This window comes from Desulfopila aestuarii DSM 18488, assembly GCF_900143695.1.
Classification (GTDB): Bacteria; Desulfobacterota; Desulfobulbia; order Desulfobulbales; family Desulfocapsaceae; genus Desulfopila; species Desulfopila aestuarii.
In genome coordinates, this window is record NZ_FRFE01000005.1 from 162956 (window position 1) to 176700 (window position 13745).

At 52.9% G+C, this 13745-nt stretch carries 12 protein-coding genes; 6 read left to right on the plus strand and 6 right to left on the minus strand.

Translation table 11 applies throughout. From position 1 onward, the window contains the following. Both BUF15_RS07080 and BUF15_RS07085 read right to left on the minus strand, forming a co-directional pair. Nucleotides 1–2859, minus strand: a complete 2859-nt coding sequence (locus BUF15_RS07080) for an AMP-binding protein (protein ID WP_073612767.1) — start codon at nucleotides 2857–2859, stop codon at nucleotides 1–3. Between the two features lie 101 nt (nucleotides 2860–2960). Beyond that, entirely contained in the window at nucleotides 2961–4259 is a 1299-nt protein-coding gene (locus BUF15_RS07085; RefSeq protein WP_200802342.1) for an MFS transporter, read from the minus strand. Between the two features lie 527 nt (nucleotides 4260–4786). On the opposite strand from BUF15_RS07085, the gene BUF15_RS07090 reads away from it, so the two are divergent. Genes BUF15_RS07090 through BUF15_RS07100 form a run of 3 tightly spaced genes read left to right on the plus strand, consistent with a single transcriptional unit; the run spans nucleotide 4787 to nucleotide 7056 of the window. Next, on the plus strand, nucleotides 4787–5830 hold the full coding sequence (locus BUF15_RS07090; RefSeq protein WP_073612769.1) for a response regulator: 1044 nt from the start codon (nucleotides 4787–4789) through the stop codon (nucleotides 5828–5830). Then, complete coding sequence (locus BUF15_RS07095; RefSeq protein WP_073612770.1) at nucleotides 5827–6486, plus strand: HAD family hydrolase; 660 nt, start codon at nucleotides 5827–5829, stop codon at nucleotides 6484–6486. The genes BUF15_RS07090 and BUF15_RS07095 overlap by 4 nt, the downstream gene beginning before the upstream one ends. Before the next feature lie 9 nt (nucleotides 6487–6495). After that, nucleotides 6496–7056, plus strand: a complete 561-nt coding sequence (locus tag BUF15_RS07100) for an NUDIX hydrolase (RefSeq protein WP_073612771.1) — start codon at nucleotides 6496–6498, stop codon at nucleotides 7054–7056. Nucleotides 7057–7182: 126 nt separating this feature from the next. Here the strand turns inward: BUF15_RS07100 and BUF15_RS07105 are convergent, their stop codons facing one another. The 3 genes from BUF15_RS07105 to BUF15_RS07115 all read right to left on the minus strand — a co-directional run bounded on the left by BUF15_RS07105 (nucleotide 7183) and on the right by BUF15_RS07115 (nucleotide 9737). Continuing rightward, nucleotides 7183–8298: a DegV family protein gene (locus BUF15_RS07105; RefSeq protein ID WP_073612772.1), complete on the minus strand. Its 1116-nt coding sequence runs from the start codon at nucleotides 8296–8298 to the stop codon at nucleotides 7183–7185. A gap of 435 nt (nucleotides 8299–8733) precedes the next feature. Further along, on the minus strand, nucleotides 8734–9513 hold the full coding sequence (locus BUF15_RS07110; protein WP_073612773.1) for an NRDE family protein: 780 nt from the start codon (nucleotides 9511–9513) through the stop codon (nucleotides 8734–8736). A 5-nt stretch (nucleotides 9514–9518) separates the two neighbouring features. Then, the gene (locus BUF15_RS07115) at nucleotides 9519–9737 is read right to left on the minus strand and encodes a hypothetical protein (protein ID WP_073612870.1); all 219 of its coding nucleotides are present in this window, start codon (nucleotides 9735–9737) and stop codon (nucleotides 9519–9521) included. Between the two features lie 183 nt (nucleotides 9738–9920). Here BUF15_RS07115 and BUF15_RS07120 point away from each other — a divergent pair, with 183 nt between their 5' ends. Further along, the gene (locus BUF15_RS07120) at nucleotides 9921–10442 is read left to right on the plus strand and encodes an NUDIX hydrolase (protein ID WP_073612774.1); all 522 of its coding nucleotides are present in this window, start codon (nucleotides 9921–9923) and stop codon (nucleotides 10440–10442) included. 10 nt (nucleotides 10443–10452) lie between these two features. Here the strand turns inward: BUF15_RS07120 and BUF15_RS07125 are convergent, their stop codons facing one another. After that, nucleotides 10453–11166, minus strand: a complete 714-nt coding sequence (locus tag BUF15_RS07125; protein ID WP_073612775.1) for a FadR/GntR family transcriptional regulator — start codon at nucleotides 11164–11166, stop codon at nucleotides 10453–10455. Nucleotides 11167–11383: 217 nt separating this feature from the next. Here BUF15_RS07125 and BUF15_RS07130 point away from each other — a divergent pair, with 217 nt between their 5' ends. Together BUF15_RS07130 and BUF15_RS07135 are read left to right on the plus strand one after the other, a co-directional pair. Further along, on the plus strand, nucleotides 11384–12835 hold the full coding sequence (locus BUF15_RS07130) for an SDR family oxidoreductase (protein WP_073612776.1): 1452 nt from the start codon (nucleotides 11384–11386) through the stop codon (nucleotides 12833–12835). A gap of 129 nt (nucleotides 12836–12964) precedes the next feature. Then, complete coding sequence (locus BUF15_RS07135; RefSeq protein WP_073612777.1) at nucleotides 12965–13732, plus strand: dimethylarginine dimethylaminohydrolase family protein; 768 nt, start codon at nucleotides 12965–12967, stop codon at nucleotides 13730–13732. Nucleotides 13733–13745 lie beyond the last annotated feature (13 nt).

Genomic DNA, 13745 nt, shown 5'->3' on the forward strand with positions numbered 1-13745 from the left:
TTAATCGTGCTGTCCGTCGTTCTTCTCAGGGCGGACGATATCCATCTGTAAAAGCGAGGTGTATTCGCCGCCAAGATCAGGTTCATCCAACTGCACCAGCATCAGTTGGCGCACCCGGTTGCGCAACTCAATTGCTGCCTGCCAGCTTCTTCCATCGTTTTTCTGCGACGGCAGAATGGTGAAGCTTGCCCACCCCCGCCTGGGAAACCAGGAGCCGCCGCGCAAAATATTTCGAGTGCCATGGATTACCACCGGCACAACAGGAACCTGTTGCTCACAGGCAAGAACAAAGGCACCCATCTGAAAAGGCAGCAGTCCCGGCATCCGCTGCAGGGTTCCTTCGGCGAAAAAAAACGGACGTGCTCCCTGGCTAAGGCCTTGGGCAATTCGTCCGGCATCAGCCACTCCCTGCTCCGCGTCAAACCGATCCACCCAAAAGACACCGAGTTTTTTCAGCGGCCGTACCAGGAAAGGATTGCGACCCAGTTCCGCCTTGGCGACAAAGCCAACCCGCTGGGGCAAAACCCCGGTTAGCAGAATTGCATCAAGATAGCTCATGTGGTTACTGACCATGAGATAGTTGCCCTCAGCCGGCAAATTCTCCAGTCCCCGTATTGTGATTCCAATACCGGTGAGACGACAGAGCCAACGCACGAGGGTTCCGGCAAAATTCCAGCAAGGTTGGCCTGTCGGCAACAGCTGAAGACCACACCAGGCAACGATTCCGACCAGGCCCAGGCAGAACCAACAATAACCGGCATAGACAAGTGCACCAAGCCGTGCGGCTAACCGCTGCAACATCGGCTTGACAGACGCAAGCCCCATGCGGGCCATTTGCATCCATACCGCCGGTTTGGTTCGGCCAATGTGACCGCTTATATATAGATTCCGGCAGGCAGAACGGCGGATCTTGCCACTGGAGGTTTTCAAGACCGTTCCCGGTGGGCCGATAATTATTTCATCGGGTGGCGTACCAAGGAGATCGACCGCAATCTCGCTGATTTTCTGTCGTATCTCCTGCAGCTTTTCGCTCCCACGTTGCCGCGATTCGGTCAACACCACCAGTTTTTCAGCACTCTCCTGGCCGTTTTGAGCAGCAAACACCGCTGTACATCCTTTTCGTACACCGGGCACATTGCCGACCGCCTCTTCCAGCTCATGAGGATAAATATTTCGTCCGGCCCGGATGATGATATCCTTCACCCTGCCGGTGAGATATATCTCGCCGGCTACTATATAGGCAAGATCGCCACTATCAAGCCACTCGCCAACAAAAAGTTTTCTGGTCTCATCTGCATTTTTGAAATAGCCGCTGGTAGAAGATGGCCCCTTGAACTGCAGCCTCCCTTCGTATCTCTCCGGCAGTTCCCGCCCTTCGCTATCGACGATACGGATCTGATGGCCTGGCAACGGTCGGCCACAACAGACAAATTCGAGTGGCGTGCCATCGGTCGCTTTCGACGGGACCGCTTTTCCAGACATGCCAAAGGTATTCCGCTCTACTGTATCGATCCTCGCCCCCAGACCCGGTTCGGGAAAGGCAAGCCCTACCGACGATTCTGCAAGACCATATACCGGCGCCAACGCTTTCGGCGAGAGTCCGAATTTTTCAAAACGATCGGCAAATACCCGTAGAGTTTCCGGAATAACCGGTTCGGCCCCATTAAAGGCCATCCGCCAGGAACGAAGGTCAATTCCCGCCAGATCCTTGTCCTCAAGGCGGCTGATGCAGAGCTGATAGCCAAAATTTGGGGAAGCGGAGAGGGTCCCGCCAAAGCGGGAAATTGCCCGGAGCCAGCGCTCCGGGCGGGCAATAAACGAAAGGGGCGACATGACCACGAGCCGGCAACCATAGAAGAGACTGCCGAACCAGGCGCCTATCAAGCCCATGTCATGATAAAGCGGTAACCAGCTGACAAAAACGTCCTCGGCGCTCGCCCGGCAAACTTGGCCCATGGCCCGGATATTGGCCATAAGGTTGGCATGGGTGAGCACCACCCCTTTGGGGTCACCTGTACTACCGGAAGTATATTGCAGAAATGCGATATCATTTGCTTTCGGAAAGTGAGGCATAGCGGTCGGCACGTCACTGTACAGTTCGTCCACCGTCATGATTCTCTTGAGTTCCACCACCTGGCTCATCAACAACCGCGCCACCGGCTTCACCTCAAGCATTGTAATAAGAAGAGGTGCTGCAGCATTGGCGATGATCTTGCGATGTCGCCGCACGTGTTCCTCAATCTGGGTGGGGCGAGCTGGCGGATAGAGCGGCACCGGAATGAAACCGGCGTAGAGCACGCCGAAAAACGAGAAAAAATAATCACGGCTCGTAGGCAACATGATCGCCACCGTACTCCCCGGCTCCAACTGCAAATCACGCAAACGGTTTGCGACCTTCAAGGCCTCGGCATGGAGCATGGCGTAAGTGATGCGAAACTCCTTGCCCCCTTCCAGCAGCACGATATGCTCAGATTCCGGTTGCTGCCGGACGTGGTGCGCAAGTATTTCGACCAGAGTCTTTGCACCGACAGGCCCGCTTGCCCGCCGAATTTCACTTTCGTCTTGCCGCACTTCATTCTCCGCCTCCTCCGACTCTGATGCGACAAGAGCGGCATTGCCCAGGTGAAACAGCAGATCCCTTGGAGTTTCGGCAGTCACCAGCACCTTTTCCGGTAAACGGACCCCATACTCCTTTTCCAGCCTGGTAAGGAGCTCCATCCTGGCCAGGCTGTCGAGCCCGAGATCTCTGTCGAGGCCGCTGTCGAGGGTGATATCTTGAATACACGTGCCATCCGGGTGCAGTTCAGTCGCCAGTCGGGTAATGATCGCCAGAAGCCTGTCCGCAGATGGTGTTGCCATCGTGATACCTGTGATGTGGGAGTATTATATGGAAAGCATGGCAGTTCCGGTCACCGCATTCTCTTTGTAGTGTACCAGATCAGAAGAGACAAAGGTAAGCCCTACTCTTCTTCTCCTACCAAACAGAGCAATGCCGCACCAGCCACAAACAGGAGGAGAATACTCAGAACTCCCCAACGGCTGTGCCCGGTCATCCGGCTTACCACCCCCATGAGAAATGGCCCGGTTATGGCAGCAAACTTGCCGAAGATATTATAGAAGCCAAAGAACTCCGCGCTTTTCTCCATCGGAATAAGCCGGGCATAGTAACTGCGGCTGAGCGCCTGAATACCACCCATGGATGAGGCGACTAAAAAGGCAATGAACCAGAACAGCCCAGTTTTTATGGTCACGTCATCAATGGACGGCAGAGAGAAGCCGACAAGAGTAGCCAGGCAATAGACGCCGATTCCCGCCAGCAGCATAGTGCGAGTGGAAAAACGGAGGGCCAAGCGCCCAAAAATAAGGGCAAAGGGAAAGGCTACGATCTGGATAAAGAGCAGCACCGCAATGAGCAGGGTGATACCGAAACCCAGATCACGCCCGTATGCCGTCGACATGGCAATGATGGTATCCACCCCGTCAATATAAAAAAAGTAGGCAGCCAGAAAGAGAAAAACCTGCCGGTGCTGACGAATCTCCCGCACGGTTGCGAAGAGGCGCAAAATGGCGTCGCGTACAGGGGCTTCCGAAAGCTCAATCCCATATTGCTGATGGACATTTTTCATAAGTGGCAGAGAAAACACGAGCCACCATACCGCCACAACAAGAAAGCCTGCCTTGGTCGCAGTCGCCGGCAGACCATCAGCCATGCCAGCTGTAAAAATTATGCCGATCACCACCAGAAAAGGCAGGACGCTGCCGATATATCCCCAGGCATAGCCCCGGGACGAAATCAAATCCATCCGCTCACGGGAAGCGACATCGACAATAAAGGCATCATAAAACACATTGGCCCCGGCCCAACCAACCCGAGCCAAGACAAAAAGAAAAAGACAGAAGAACCACTGCCCCTCTCCCACCAGGGACAAACCAAAAGTGAACGTGAGGCCCAGCAGCAGAAAGGCGAGCAGGTAGGTCTTCTTCCGCCCCCGGTAATCCGCCATCGCCCCCAATACCGGGGCCATCACCGCCAGGACAAGGGAGGCGATGGAATTGGCGAATCCCCAATTGGCTGTCGATACCGCAGCCGGCACCCCTGCAGATGCATAGTCTTTGAAAAAGATAGGCATAATTGCTGTTACCATAACAAGCACAAAAGCGGAATTACCGACGTCGTATAGCACCCAGCTCCGCTCAGCCCGCGTCATTTTCACCTGGATATCCACTGCCGCCATCCTCACTATTTGTCTTTGAACCATCCTTTGCCACCTGCCACTCACCCATGAAATGGCGTGTCATTCACAGCTTCTCACTATCGCATACAAAAACGAGCCCGACAAGTCCGACCAGTGATATCAAGAAGGGAAGAGCCCCTGTTCAGCATATTCTTTTAAGGAAAAATAGTTGCATCTCCTGGCTCTTCGTTGAAAATCCCACGAAAGGAGGTTGCATATTGTTGATATCTCACGCTAGAATAAAACATCGGTTTGGTAAAAGGCGAACAAAACCGACTTTGTGCTTTGGGCTTATTGAATTACCATGTACATTCTGCATGTAATGCTGTTTATAGGCGGATTCATCATATTTGAGATACTGTCACCGGCAATGGGCACGTGCCTGACAGCTTAACGACCTCCGGATCCGCGAAATGCAACCTTTCACTGCCAGCGCCCCCGAGTGGATGAACATTGACAGCATCGTGCTGTGCATCTGGCAGCCATGAGAGAACATAGCCCATTTCTGACACTCTTCGCCGAGATTCTTTTCTTTAGAGTTACGCGTCACAATGATGAATAACGTACTTGTTGTCGATAACGATCAGGCCATGCTCCGTAGTCTGACCAGCCTGCTGCAGAGCCAGGGCGGGTTTCTCAATGTCCTTTCAGCCACCCATGGCAGTCAGGCCCTGACCATCATGCGAAAAATGCCGGTCAGGATCGTCATCACCGCCATCCGGGTGCCGGAAGTGGACGGCTTTGAACTGGTGGCACGGTTAGCCAGGGAATATCCGGCAACCAAGGTCATCGTCATGACCAACGAGAGCAAGCCGTTGCTCAGGGCCCGCATCAAGCAATTTCCGTCGGCTGTCTACCTCGACCAGACCCATGACCTCAGTATGCTTACCAAACGGGTTTTCACCGAGCTGCAAATTGATTACGGCGGCCAGGTCAGGGGTATCAACCTCTCCTCGTTTCTTCAGATGATGGCCTTGGAAACCCGCAGCTGCACCCTCAAGGTTTCGAGCAAGGACCAGTTCGGTTTTCTCTGGCTGGAACAGGGCGAGCTCATCGCTGCCCGAAACGCTGAAAAAAGCGGCAAGGATGCAGCATTACAGATACTCGCCTGGAAAAACGTTTTTATCGATATCGATTACGCCCCCCGGCAGATAAAACGGGAAATATCCATACCGCTGATGATGCTGATCCTGGAAAGCGGCCAGTTGGATGACGAAATGCGCAGCGAGAGCACTAATCATCGTCAGCATGAACGCTATGAGCTACTGGTAGCACTCGATTTTGATATTGAGCAGATGACACGACACTGTTATTTAAGAGATATCAGCCTGGGCGGAGCCTATATTGAAACCGACCATGACATTGGCATTGGCGAATCGATTACTCTCTCACTGAGTTCTCCGGTACTGAGAAGCAATTGCTCTGTTGATGCGACCGTTGTCCGAAAGGACAGCAGAGGCATTGGAATTCTCTTCAAGCTCAGCGGTCCCCATCAGGGCAAGATGATCCAGGCCATGATCGACGGCAGTCTCGCCCTGCCACCATCCCATAGCAACCGTGTTGAGCCGTACCAGGGAGCACCGGCTGCCTCATGATTCGTGCCCTCATTTTTGACATGGACGGAACGCTGGTCGATTCCGAGAAACTGCACTTTGAAGCCTGGCGTAAGACGCTCGCGCGCTACGGTGTCGACTCCATCCCCCAGAGCGATCTGAACCGTTATGTCGGAGTCAGCAATGAACAGCTGGCAGACGACTATATTCAGAGCCACAGCTTGCAGGTAAAGCGAACAACTCTTCTTCAAGAAAAGCAGGAACTCTATCTCCGTATGATCCCCAGCCTCGAACCGCTGCCAGGTGTTCGGGAAACTATCGACAGATATTGTGGCCGTTATCAGCTGGCCGTCGCCTCCTCCTCTGATCGGATCGAGCTGCACCTGATCCTTGAGACCCTTGGCCTCACCAGATATTTCGCCCAGGTGGTGGGCGGTGACATGGTCAGCCGCAAAAAACCTGATCCTGAGATCTATCTGCAGGCCATGCAACTCCTCAGGGTAAACCCGCAGGAAGCTGTAGCCTTTGAAGATTCCGAGGCCGGAGTCGCCGCAGCCAAAAACGCCGGCATGTACTCCATTGCCATCCCCAGCCCCTTGCTGCAAGACGGTGACTTTTCACGGGCCGACACCATCCTTGGCCGGATCGATCAGGCAGACGAACAGCTCTTGGCACGCTTTTCAGGCCAATTGGATTGAAAATACACCATGAATTTCTGCTCAAACTGTGGCAATCCCGTACAACTCACCATACCGGAAGATGACGACCGCAAGCGTTTTTGCTGCAACCATTGCGGCATGATCCACTACCAAAATCCCCGGCTGGTGGTGGGCGCCATCCCGGAATGGCAGGACCGGATTCTGTTGTGCAGAAGAGACATCGAACCGCAACGGGGGCTCTGGACCTTGCCAGCCGGTTATCTTGAAAACGGAGAAAGTGTCGAAGATGGCGCCCGCCGTGAAACACGGGAAGAGACCAAAGCAGAAATCATCGACCTTTCCCCGTATTTCCTTGCCGATCTGGTGCCGATCAATCAGCTTTACCTGATATTTCGCTGCCAGCTGGCCCGGCCGGAATTTGCCATAACCCGGGAAAGCAGCGAGCTGCGGTTGTTCCGCGAAGAGGAGATTCCTTGGGATGAGATCGCTTTTCAGGTCATACGGGTGACCTTGCAGAAATATTTTTCCGATCGAGCTGCCGGTACCTTTCCGTTCCGCAACGAAGTGGTCCGTATCGCCTTGAATTGTCCAGCCGAACCAGCACCTTAAGTGGCACACACTGTTTTATTCCAGCCGCCCCTGATCTATTCAATATTTCGTTCACAACCAAGGCGTGCGAAATGAAAGAGCAGGATCGACCCACCCCTTTATTTTGGTGCCATGAAGGATATTGTATTATACCTCTGGTATAGGCAACCAGGCCACACCAACAGCGCCTGGACCGATATGGGCACCAACAGTTGGCCCGAAAGAGGATACGATCTGCTGCTGACCCGGGAAAACCTCCTCAATCCGCTTCTGAACTGCCATGGCCTTTTGGGCTGCATTTGCATGGCAGATACCTATCCGCAGACTTTTTCCCTCATTGCCCATATGCTGCTTCATATAATCTATCAAACGTCGCTGGCCCCATCTGCCGCCTATTGTTCGTGATTTGGCATCTACCCCGCCCTCGGCCATACCAAGAATGGGCTTTAAACCAAACAGGTTGCCGAACATAGCCATTCCTCGGCCTATGCGTCCACCTCGAGCCAGATAGTTCAAATTGTCGACCATAAAATAAACCTGCACCTGGGAAACCAATTCCTCGATATGATATTTCACCAACTCAACCGGCCAGCCCTCCGCAATTCGATCTGCAGCCTCAAGTACCAGTAGTGCAGCTCCCATGGATACCTGGCGACTGTCAATCAGCTCAATTTTCATCTTTTTATTCGTACCTGGAGTTGCCCGGCGTTCCGTGAGATATGAATTAAAATTACTGCGAACTGCTTGGCGGGCGATGTCTACGGTTTTGCTCATGCCTCGGGATATAAAAATGCCGAGGATGTCTCTTTTGCCGATATTCTCAAGAAAAATACGATGAAAATCATCAACAGTCGGCGGACTGGTTGAAGGAAAGTTTTTTGATGACTCAAGCAGGCGGTAAAATTCTGTCGGAGTAACATCTATACCGTCACGGTAGTCATTACCGTTCATGGTCACGGTTAACGGTACGACCAGAATATTTTTCTTTTTGATCAAATCTTCTGGAATATCCGATGCGCTGTCAGTGATAATCAGCGGCGCCTCCTCCTCTTGTCCCTCCGCTATCTTTATGAGCTTCTGACCAAGGAGCCACACGAGAGTCAACGAGACTGTCTTACCGTCTACATCGATACTGCTGATAATTTTCTCGACAGCTTGATTTTCGTCAATGCACCTGAAGATGAAGGTAATTGTTTCAGGAGTAACAAAAGCGGGGAGATGAGCAGGCAATACACGGGACACAATACGGAAGAACTGACTCATGGAGGTCTCCTTTCTGGTGGTAATACAGAGTCTGTTTATACGGATCACTGTGTACATACGGATTGAGCAGTAATCCGTCACCTCAGAGAAATCCTCGACACATTATCCCATTGGTGGGTTAACAACAATATTAATGTTTACGTCAACGATATATTATGTAACTGTATGTGTTGATTTTGATTGTCAACCAACCATCCCTAACGCTTCAGCACATCTGCCTCACGAATATCACATGTGTAATGAAAGAGTGCAAAAGTTGAATCTTATGGTGATTGCCAGCCTCCCAGTATCGGGGCAGAAGGTTGCACAAGTGTTTCGTCAAGGTTCAACCTGCCCAATACTTTTGCCAGGTAGACCAGGTTGCACACCTGACTAATCGAACTGATCCGACCGAGATGAAACAGAAGTCATCAAGTAATATCTGTTAAGATCCGACTATCCGCGTTGGAAATCTATATGGAAGCATCTATCGTCAACTGTTTGAAAACCATTATCGTGACGATAGCTCCGTTCACAGAGTTCCGCCTGGCCAGTGTCGGTTATGGTAAGTAATAAAGAGGAACGGGTGCCGTACGTTTGGCTGTGAATACAAATGGGCCCCAACAACTGCTCCCATTCGGGACCGACCCCTGTATCAGGCAGCAACTGATCTTCAGGGCATTTCCGATCGGCTAAGAGTCGAAAGATCTCTTCCCGATCGATCGACCCGTTTGCGGCAAGCGTTCTGGTGAGCAGCATTTTCGCCCTCTCTACCTTCGGCCACGGAGTGTCAAGCAGATGATTGGAGAGCCCGTAAACTCCAGAGGTGAGCCTGGTGCTCCGGTCGCTGACGTTGGAGTAGTGAACAAGATTTTCACAGTCTGCCAGCAAAAGATTAAAGCCGCTATATCTGCTGGCCCGGGCGGAGAATTTCTCAAGAAACGCTTCCGCCATGAGGCCTGAGCGCAGATAATCAAGAATGATTTCTCCTCTCGATGGGGCCGGATTCACCACCCTGGACGGATCTCTATAATTGGTGATGGCGGCGAGACGACCACCACCATCCATTCCGAGCCATGTCCCGCCGCTTCTCAGATCGCGGCCTGCCAGAATCGTTTCGCCCGGATAATGGTAACCGAGGGGCGCGGTCGGCCGATCAAGGAATTCATCACGGTTGGCAGCAAGTACCAGTCGGTATCCGGGATGGTGGTTATACGCAAAAGTAATGAGACACATGACTGTCAATCGGGTCTGGGCCAGACTGCATCGTGTTCTTCACTGACCAGATAACAGAACCTGTCCCATTCGAATTCACGATGCGAGACAGGACAGCGAAGGGTGACTTTGGCTTCACTCACCCCAACCACTTCCCAGTCACCGTGGCGACGTTTGCCCTCGATTCTGATTTTCTGACCGACCGTAAACGGGTAGGGCTGAAAAACTGCGACATCATGTCCCATGGCCTCTCCTTTTCGATTGTTTTTCTGTTTTAGCAGGGGCAGAGGTGCATTGTAGCCAGTCTGATCCACGTCTCTCTACCTTGCGTTTTTTATCACAGACGTTACAGTAAAAATACGTGCAGAACCAATTCACGCAAGAAGAAGACGACACTTTGACAATCACAACCTCCGGTGCGCAAATCTATGTCATCACTTCCTTCCGCGGCGGTCGCCATTATCCGGGTCTGTTATCCTGAAGATTCCGTGTTGTTGCTCAGACGCAACAGCAATCCCAGCGATCCGTGGTCAGGCCATTTCTCCTTTCCCGGTGGGAGAAAAGACGATATCGACGCAAACCTCTTGGAAACCTGTACCCGTGAAACATTCGAGGAGACTGGAATCACTCTCACCTCTGACGCGGTACGGGCTGAGCTGCCAGCCCGATATGCCGGCAGCCGGATCAACTCCCTGATTCTGGTACAGCCCTACCTCTTCCATCTAGATGAGCGTCCGGAACTGCAGCTTGAGCCAAAAGAAATACAGAGCTCCTGCTGGCTCACATTGGAACAGTTCCGACGTCCCGAGCTGCATGTGGAGGCAGAGGTACTGCCGGAACGATTCGCCCCGGCCTTTCCCATTGACGATTATTACCTCTGGGGCTTTACTTACAAGCTGCTGAACAATGTTCTGCAGATGCCAGCACTGGCAGAGTTGACACGCATGTAAACCGGACCACTCAGTTGTTGGTCGAAATTTCTTTTAAGAAACCACGCAGAAAGGTGATGTGCTGCAGCATATAACGGCTCGCACTTTCACCATCGCGGCACTTGATCGCGTCGAGAATCTTGAAGTGCTGCTGATCAATAATACCGAGATTCTTATTTTTTTCGTAAAGCAGCGAGTGCAGTTTGTTGATCGAGTGGAACATGTAGTCGTAAAAACGGCGGGTCAGGTCCACATGTACGGCGTTATGGGTGGCGTAGGCGATACCCATATGGAACCGCATATCGGCATCCTTGGCCTTCTCCTGGTCCGGCTGCCAGTCGTGCATCTCGGCAAACGCCAGCTCGAGGTAGGTGATATCCATCTCAGTTGCCCGTTCAGCGGCCAGAGCCACCCCCTGGCACTCAAGCCCGATTCGAACCTCCATCAATTCGTCAAGAGAGGATTGGCCCGGCGACATCATATAGGCAAAGGGGTCGTGAGGAGGTCGTGCCTCCGGCAGCCGGACGAAGGTGCCCAGACCCGCCCGGTTCTCCACATAGCCCATATCCAGTAACCGGCTGATGGCCTTTCTGATCGAGGACCGGCTCACCCGCATGATTTCGGCGAGTTCTCTTTCCGAGGGTAACCGTTCTCCGATCTTCAGTTCGCCGCGATAGATCGACTCCCGGAGCTGTTCAAAAACCAGGTCGGATATCTGCTGTTTTCTGACGGGTGCAAATGGCATGACTACCTGCTATAGGCAAGGCGCAGACATGGTGCGGAACTTTGCATCTGCAAGGCTGAACCGTTTCGAGTTGTGAATTTTTCAAGCAGCAACATTACTCAAAATAGAAAGAATTACAAGCCTCGCTCGCCATTGAATCATTGCGGCGACTGCTTAGAATTTCTCCATGTAAAAAACGGCATTGCAGATGCCGCCCACAAAGGGACGGGAGCCATCGATGAACGAGACCAAAAGATACCAGAAGGTGCTGGTGACAGGAGCCACAGGCTATATTGGACGACGACTGGTGGAACGGCTGCTCGACACGACCCAGTTTCAAGTACGGGTACTGGTGCGCAACCGCAACAAGCTGCAAGCCGCAGTTCTTGACAAGGTGGAGATCACCGAAGGCGACACCTTCAACCTGGACGCACTGTCCAAAGCACTTGCCGGAATCGATACCGCCTACTACCTGATCCACTCCATGGGTTCGGATACCGACTACCAGGAACTTGACCGAATTAGCGCTGAAAACTTTCGTAATGCCTGTATTCAGGCAGGTGTACGCCGACTCATCTATCTGGGTGGCCTTGGCGTGAAAGAAAGCGCCAGCAAACATCTCTTAAGCCGGATCGAAACCGGAGAGATTCTTGCTGCCGAGCCCGACAAGATACAGACCCTGTGGTTTCGGGCCGGGGTCATCATCGGTTCGGGCAGCGCCAGCTTTGAGATCATCCGTAACCTGGTCCAGAAGTTGCCGGCGATGATCACCCCCAAATGGGTGAAAACAAAAACCCAGCCGGTGGGTATCGAAGATGTCCTCGCCTATCTCGCCGGCGGTGTTGACCTCACCGTCGAAGGGAACCAGATGATCGATATCGGTGCCGAAACCTTAAGTTTTAAAGACATGATGCGGCAAGCGGCCGAAGTCATGGGGCTGAAACGGTACCTCTTCCCGGTACCGGTGCTATCACCCAAACTCTCCTCGTATTGGCTGATCCTCTTTACCCCTGTACCACTCCGACTGGCCGCCGCCCTTGTGGAAGGGTTGCGCAGTGAAACTGTATTGCAGAACGACAACGCCCGTAAACTGTTTCCCACCATCCAGCCGATCCCTTACCACCAGGCAGTACGTGAAGCCATCGAAGAACTGGAGCATAACCAGGTGATCAGCCGCTGGTGCGACAGCAGCGCTGGAATCGCCTGCGACATTAAGGATTTTGACAACCCAGCCGGAGCTGTGCTCCGCGACGTTCGGGAAGTAGTGCTGGGCACCGCCACCCCGGATCGGGTCTTTGCCAGCGCCTGTTCCCTGGGCGGCGAAAAGGGCTGGTATCGGTACACCCTTCTTTGGAAACTTCGCGGCATCATCGACAAACTCTCCGGCGGCTATGGCCTCAATCGCGGTCGGCGCCTGGCAGGCGAGTTACGGGTCGGAGATGCCCTCGATTTCTGGAAGGTTGTGGACATCCGCAAAGATAAACGACTCTTGCTCTTCGCCCAGATGAAGGTGCCGGGCAAGGCCTGGCTCGAGTTTGATATCCAACCGGATCGACTGGTCCAGACCGCCCATTTTCTGCCGCGCGGCATCTGGGGCAGACTTTACTGGTACTCAGTGCTGCCGTTGCACCACTTTGTCTTTAGTGATCTGGCAAAAAAGCTGGTCGAGCGTGCCCAAGGGAACATCTGAAGGAAACAAGGGAAATGTGTAGATAAAGGTTTTCACTGCCTGATACATGCGCTACATATGGGCTGCTAAACCATATTTCATGTGCGGCAAGAATTTCATGCCTCCTCTATCTACTATCTGAGACTTTTCATGTTTACCTTTACACGCGCAATTGTCAAAACCTGTGGACGCAGCATGATCTCCGGTCTGAGCGAAGCCAATCTGGGCGCGCCCGATTACGATACAGCACTTCGCCAGCATCAGAACTACATCACCGCGCTGCAAGCCTGCGGCCTGGATGTAGTGGTGCTCGACCCAGATGAAGCCTTCCCCGATTCCACCTTTATCGAAGACGTGGCCGTGCTGACACCTCACTGTGCCATCGTGACCCGGCCAGCTGCCCCGTCACGTGCTGGGGAAACGAGATCCATCAGCAGGATACTTCCTGATTATTTTCAGCAAATCGAGGTTATCCACGAGCCGGGAACCCTGGATGGCGGCGATGTCATGCAGATCGGAGACCATTTTTATATCGGTCTTTCCGGGCGAACTAATTCCGAGGGGGCACGACAGCTTATCGCCATTCTGAGAAAATATGGCATGACAGGATCGACTGTGGTCGTAAAAGAATTTCTCCATCTGAAAACCGGAGTCACCGCTCTTGGTGATACGACCCTGATTGCAACCGGGGAATGTATAGAGCGTCCTGAATTTTCCGGATTCGCCATCCTGCCTGTCGCCCACAAAGAAGCGGGTGCAGCCAACTGTATCAGGATCAACAACCACATCCTGATGCCAGCAGGCTTTCCCTCAGTCAAAGCCCTTCTCAAAGACCTCGGCGCAGAGACCATTGAAGTGGACATATCCGAATTTGCCAAACTGGATGGCGGCCTGACCTGCCTCTCGCTTCGTTTTTAGCGACTGATGACAT

Excerpts from the sequence above, each read along its gene's own strand:
- BUF15_RS07080 (WP_073612767.1), bottom strand. The coding sequence starts at position 2,859 with ATGGCAACACCATCTGCGGACAGGCTTCTGGCGATCATTACCCGACTG.
- BUF15_RS07085 (WP_200802342.1), bottom strand. The coding sequence starts at position 4,259 with ATGGTTCAAAGACAAATAGTGAGGATGGCGGCAGTGGATATCCAGGTG.
- BUF15_RS07090 (WP_073612769.1), top strand. The coding sequence starts at position 4,787 with ATGATGAATAACGTACTTGTTGTCGATAACGATCAGGCCATGCTCCGT.
- BUF15_RS07095 (WP_073612770.1), top strand. The coding sequence starts at position 5,827 with ATGATTCGTGCCCTCATTTTTGACATGGACGGAACGCTGGTCGATTCC.
- BUF15_RS07100 (WP_073612771.1), top strand. The coding sequence starts at position 6,496 with ATGAATTTCTGCTCAAACTGTGGCAATCCCGTACAACTCACCATACCG.
- BUF15_RS07105 (WP_073612772.1), bottom strand. The coding sequence starts at position 8,298 with ATGAGTCAGTTCTTCCGTATTGTGTCCCGTGTATTGCCTGCTCATCTC.
- BUF15_RS07110 (WP_073612773.1), bottom strand. The coding sequence starts at position 9,513 with ATGTGTCTCATTACTTTTGCGTATAACCACCATCCCGGATACCGACTG.
- BUF15_RS07115 (WP_073612870.1), bottom strand. The coding sequence starts at position 9,737 with ATGGGACATGATGTCGCAGTTTTTCAGCCCTACCCGTTTACGGTCGGT.
- BUF15_RS07120 (WP_073612774.1), top strand. The coding sequence starts at position 9,921 with ATGTCATCACTTCCTTCCGCGGCGGTCGCCATTATCCGGGTCTGTTAT.
- BUF15_RS07125 (WP_073612775.1), bottom strand. The coding sequence starts at position 11,166 with ATGCCATTTGCACCCGTCAGAAAACAGCAGATATCCGACCTGGTTTTT.
- BUF15_RS07130 (WP_073612776.1), top strand. The coding sequence starts at position 11,384 with ATGAACGAGACCAAAAGATACCAGAAGGTGCTGGTGACAGGAGCCACA.
- BUF15_RS07135 (WP_073612777.1), top strand. The coding sequence starts at position 12,965 with ATGTTTACCTTTACACGCGCAATTGTCAAAACCTGTGGACGCAGCATG.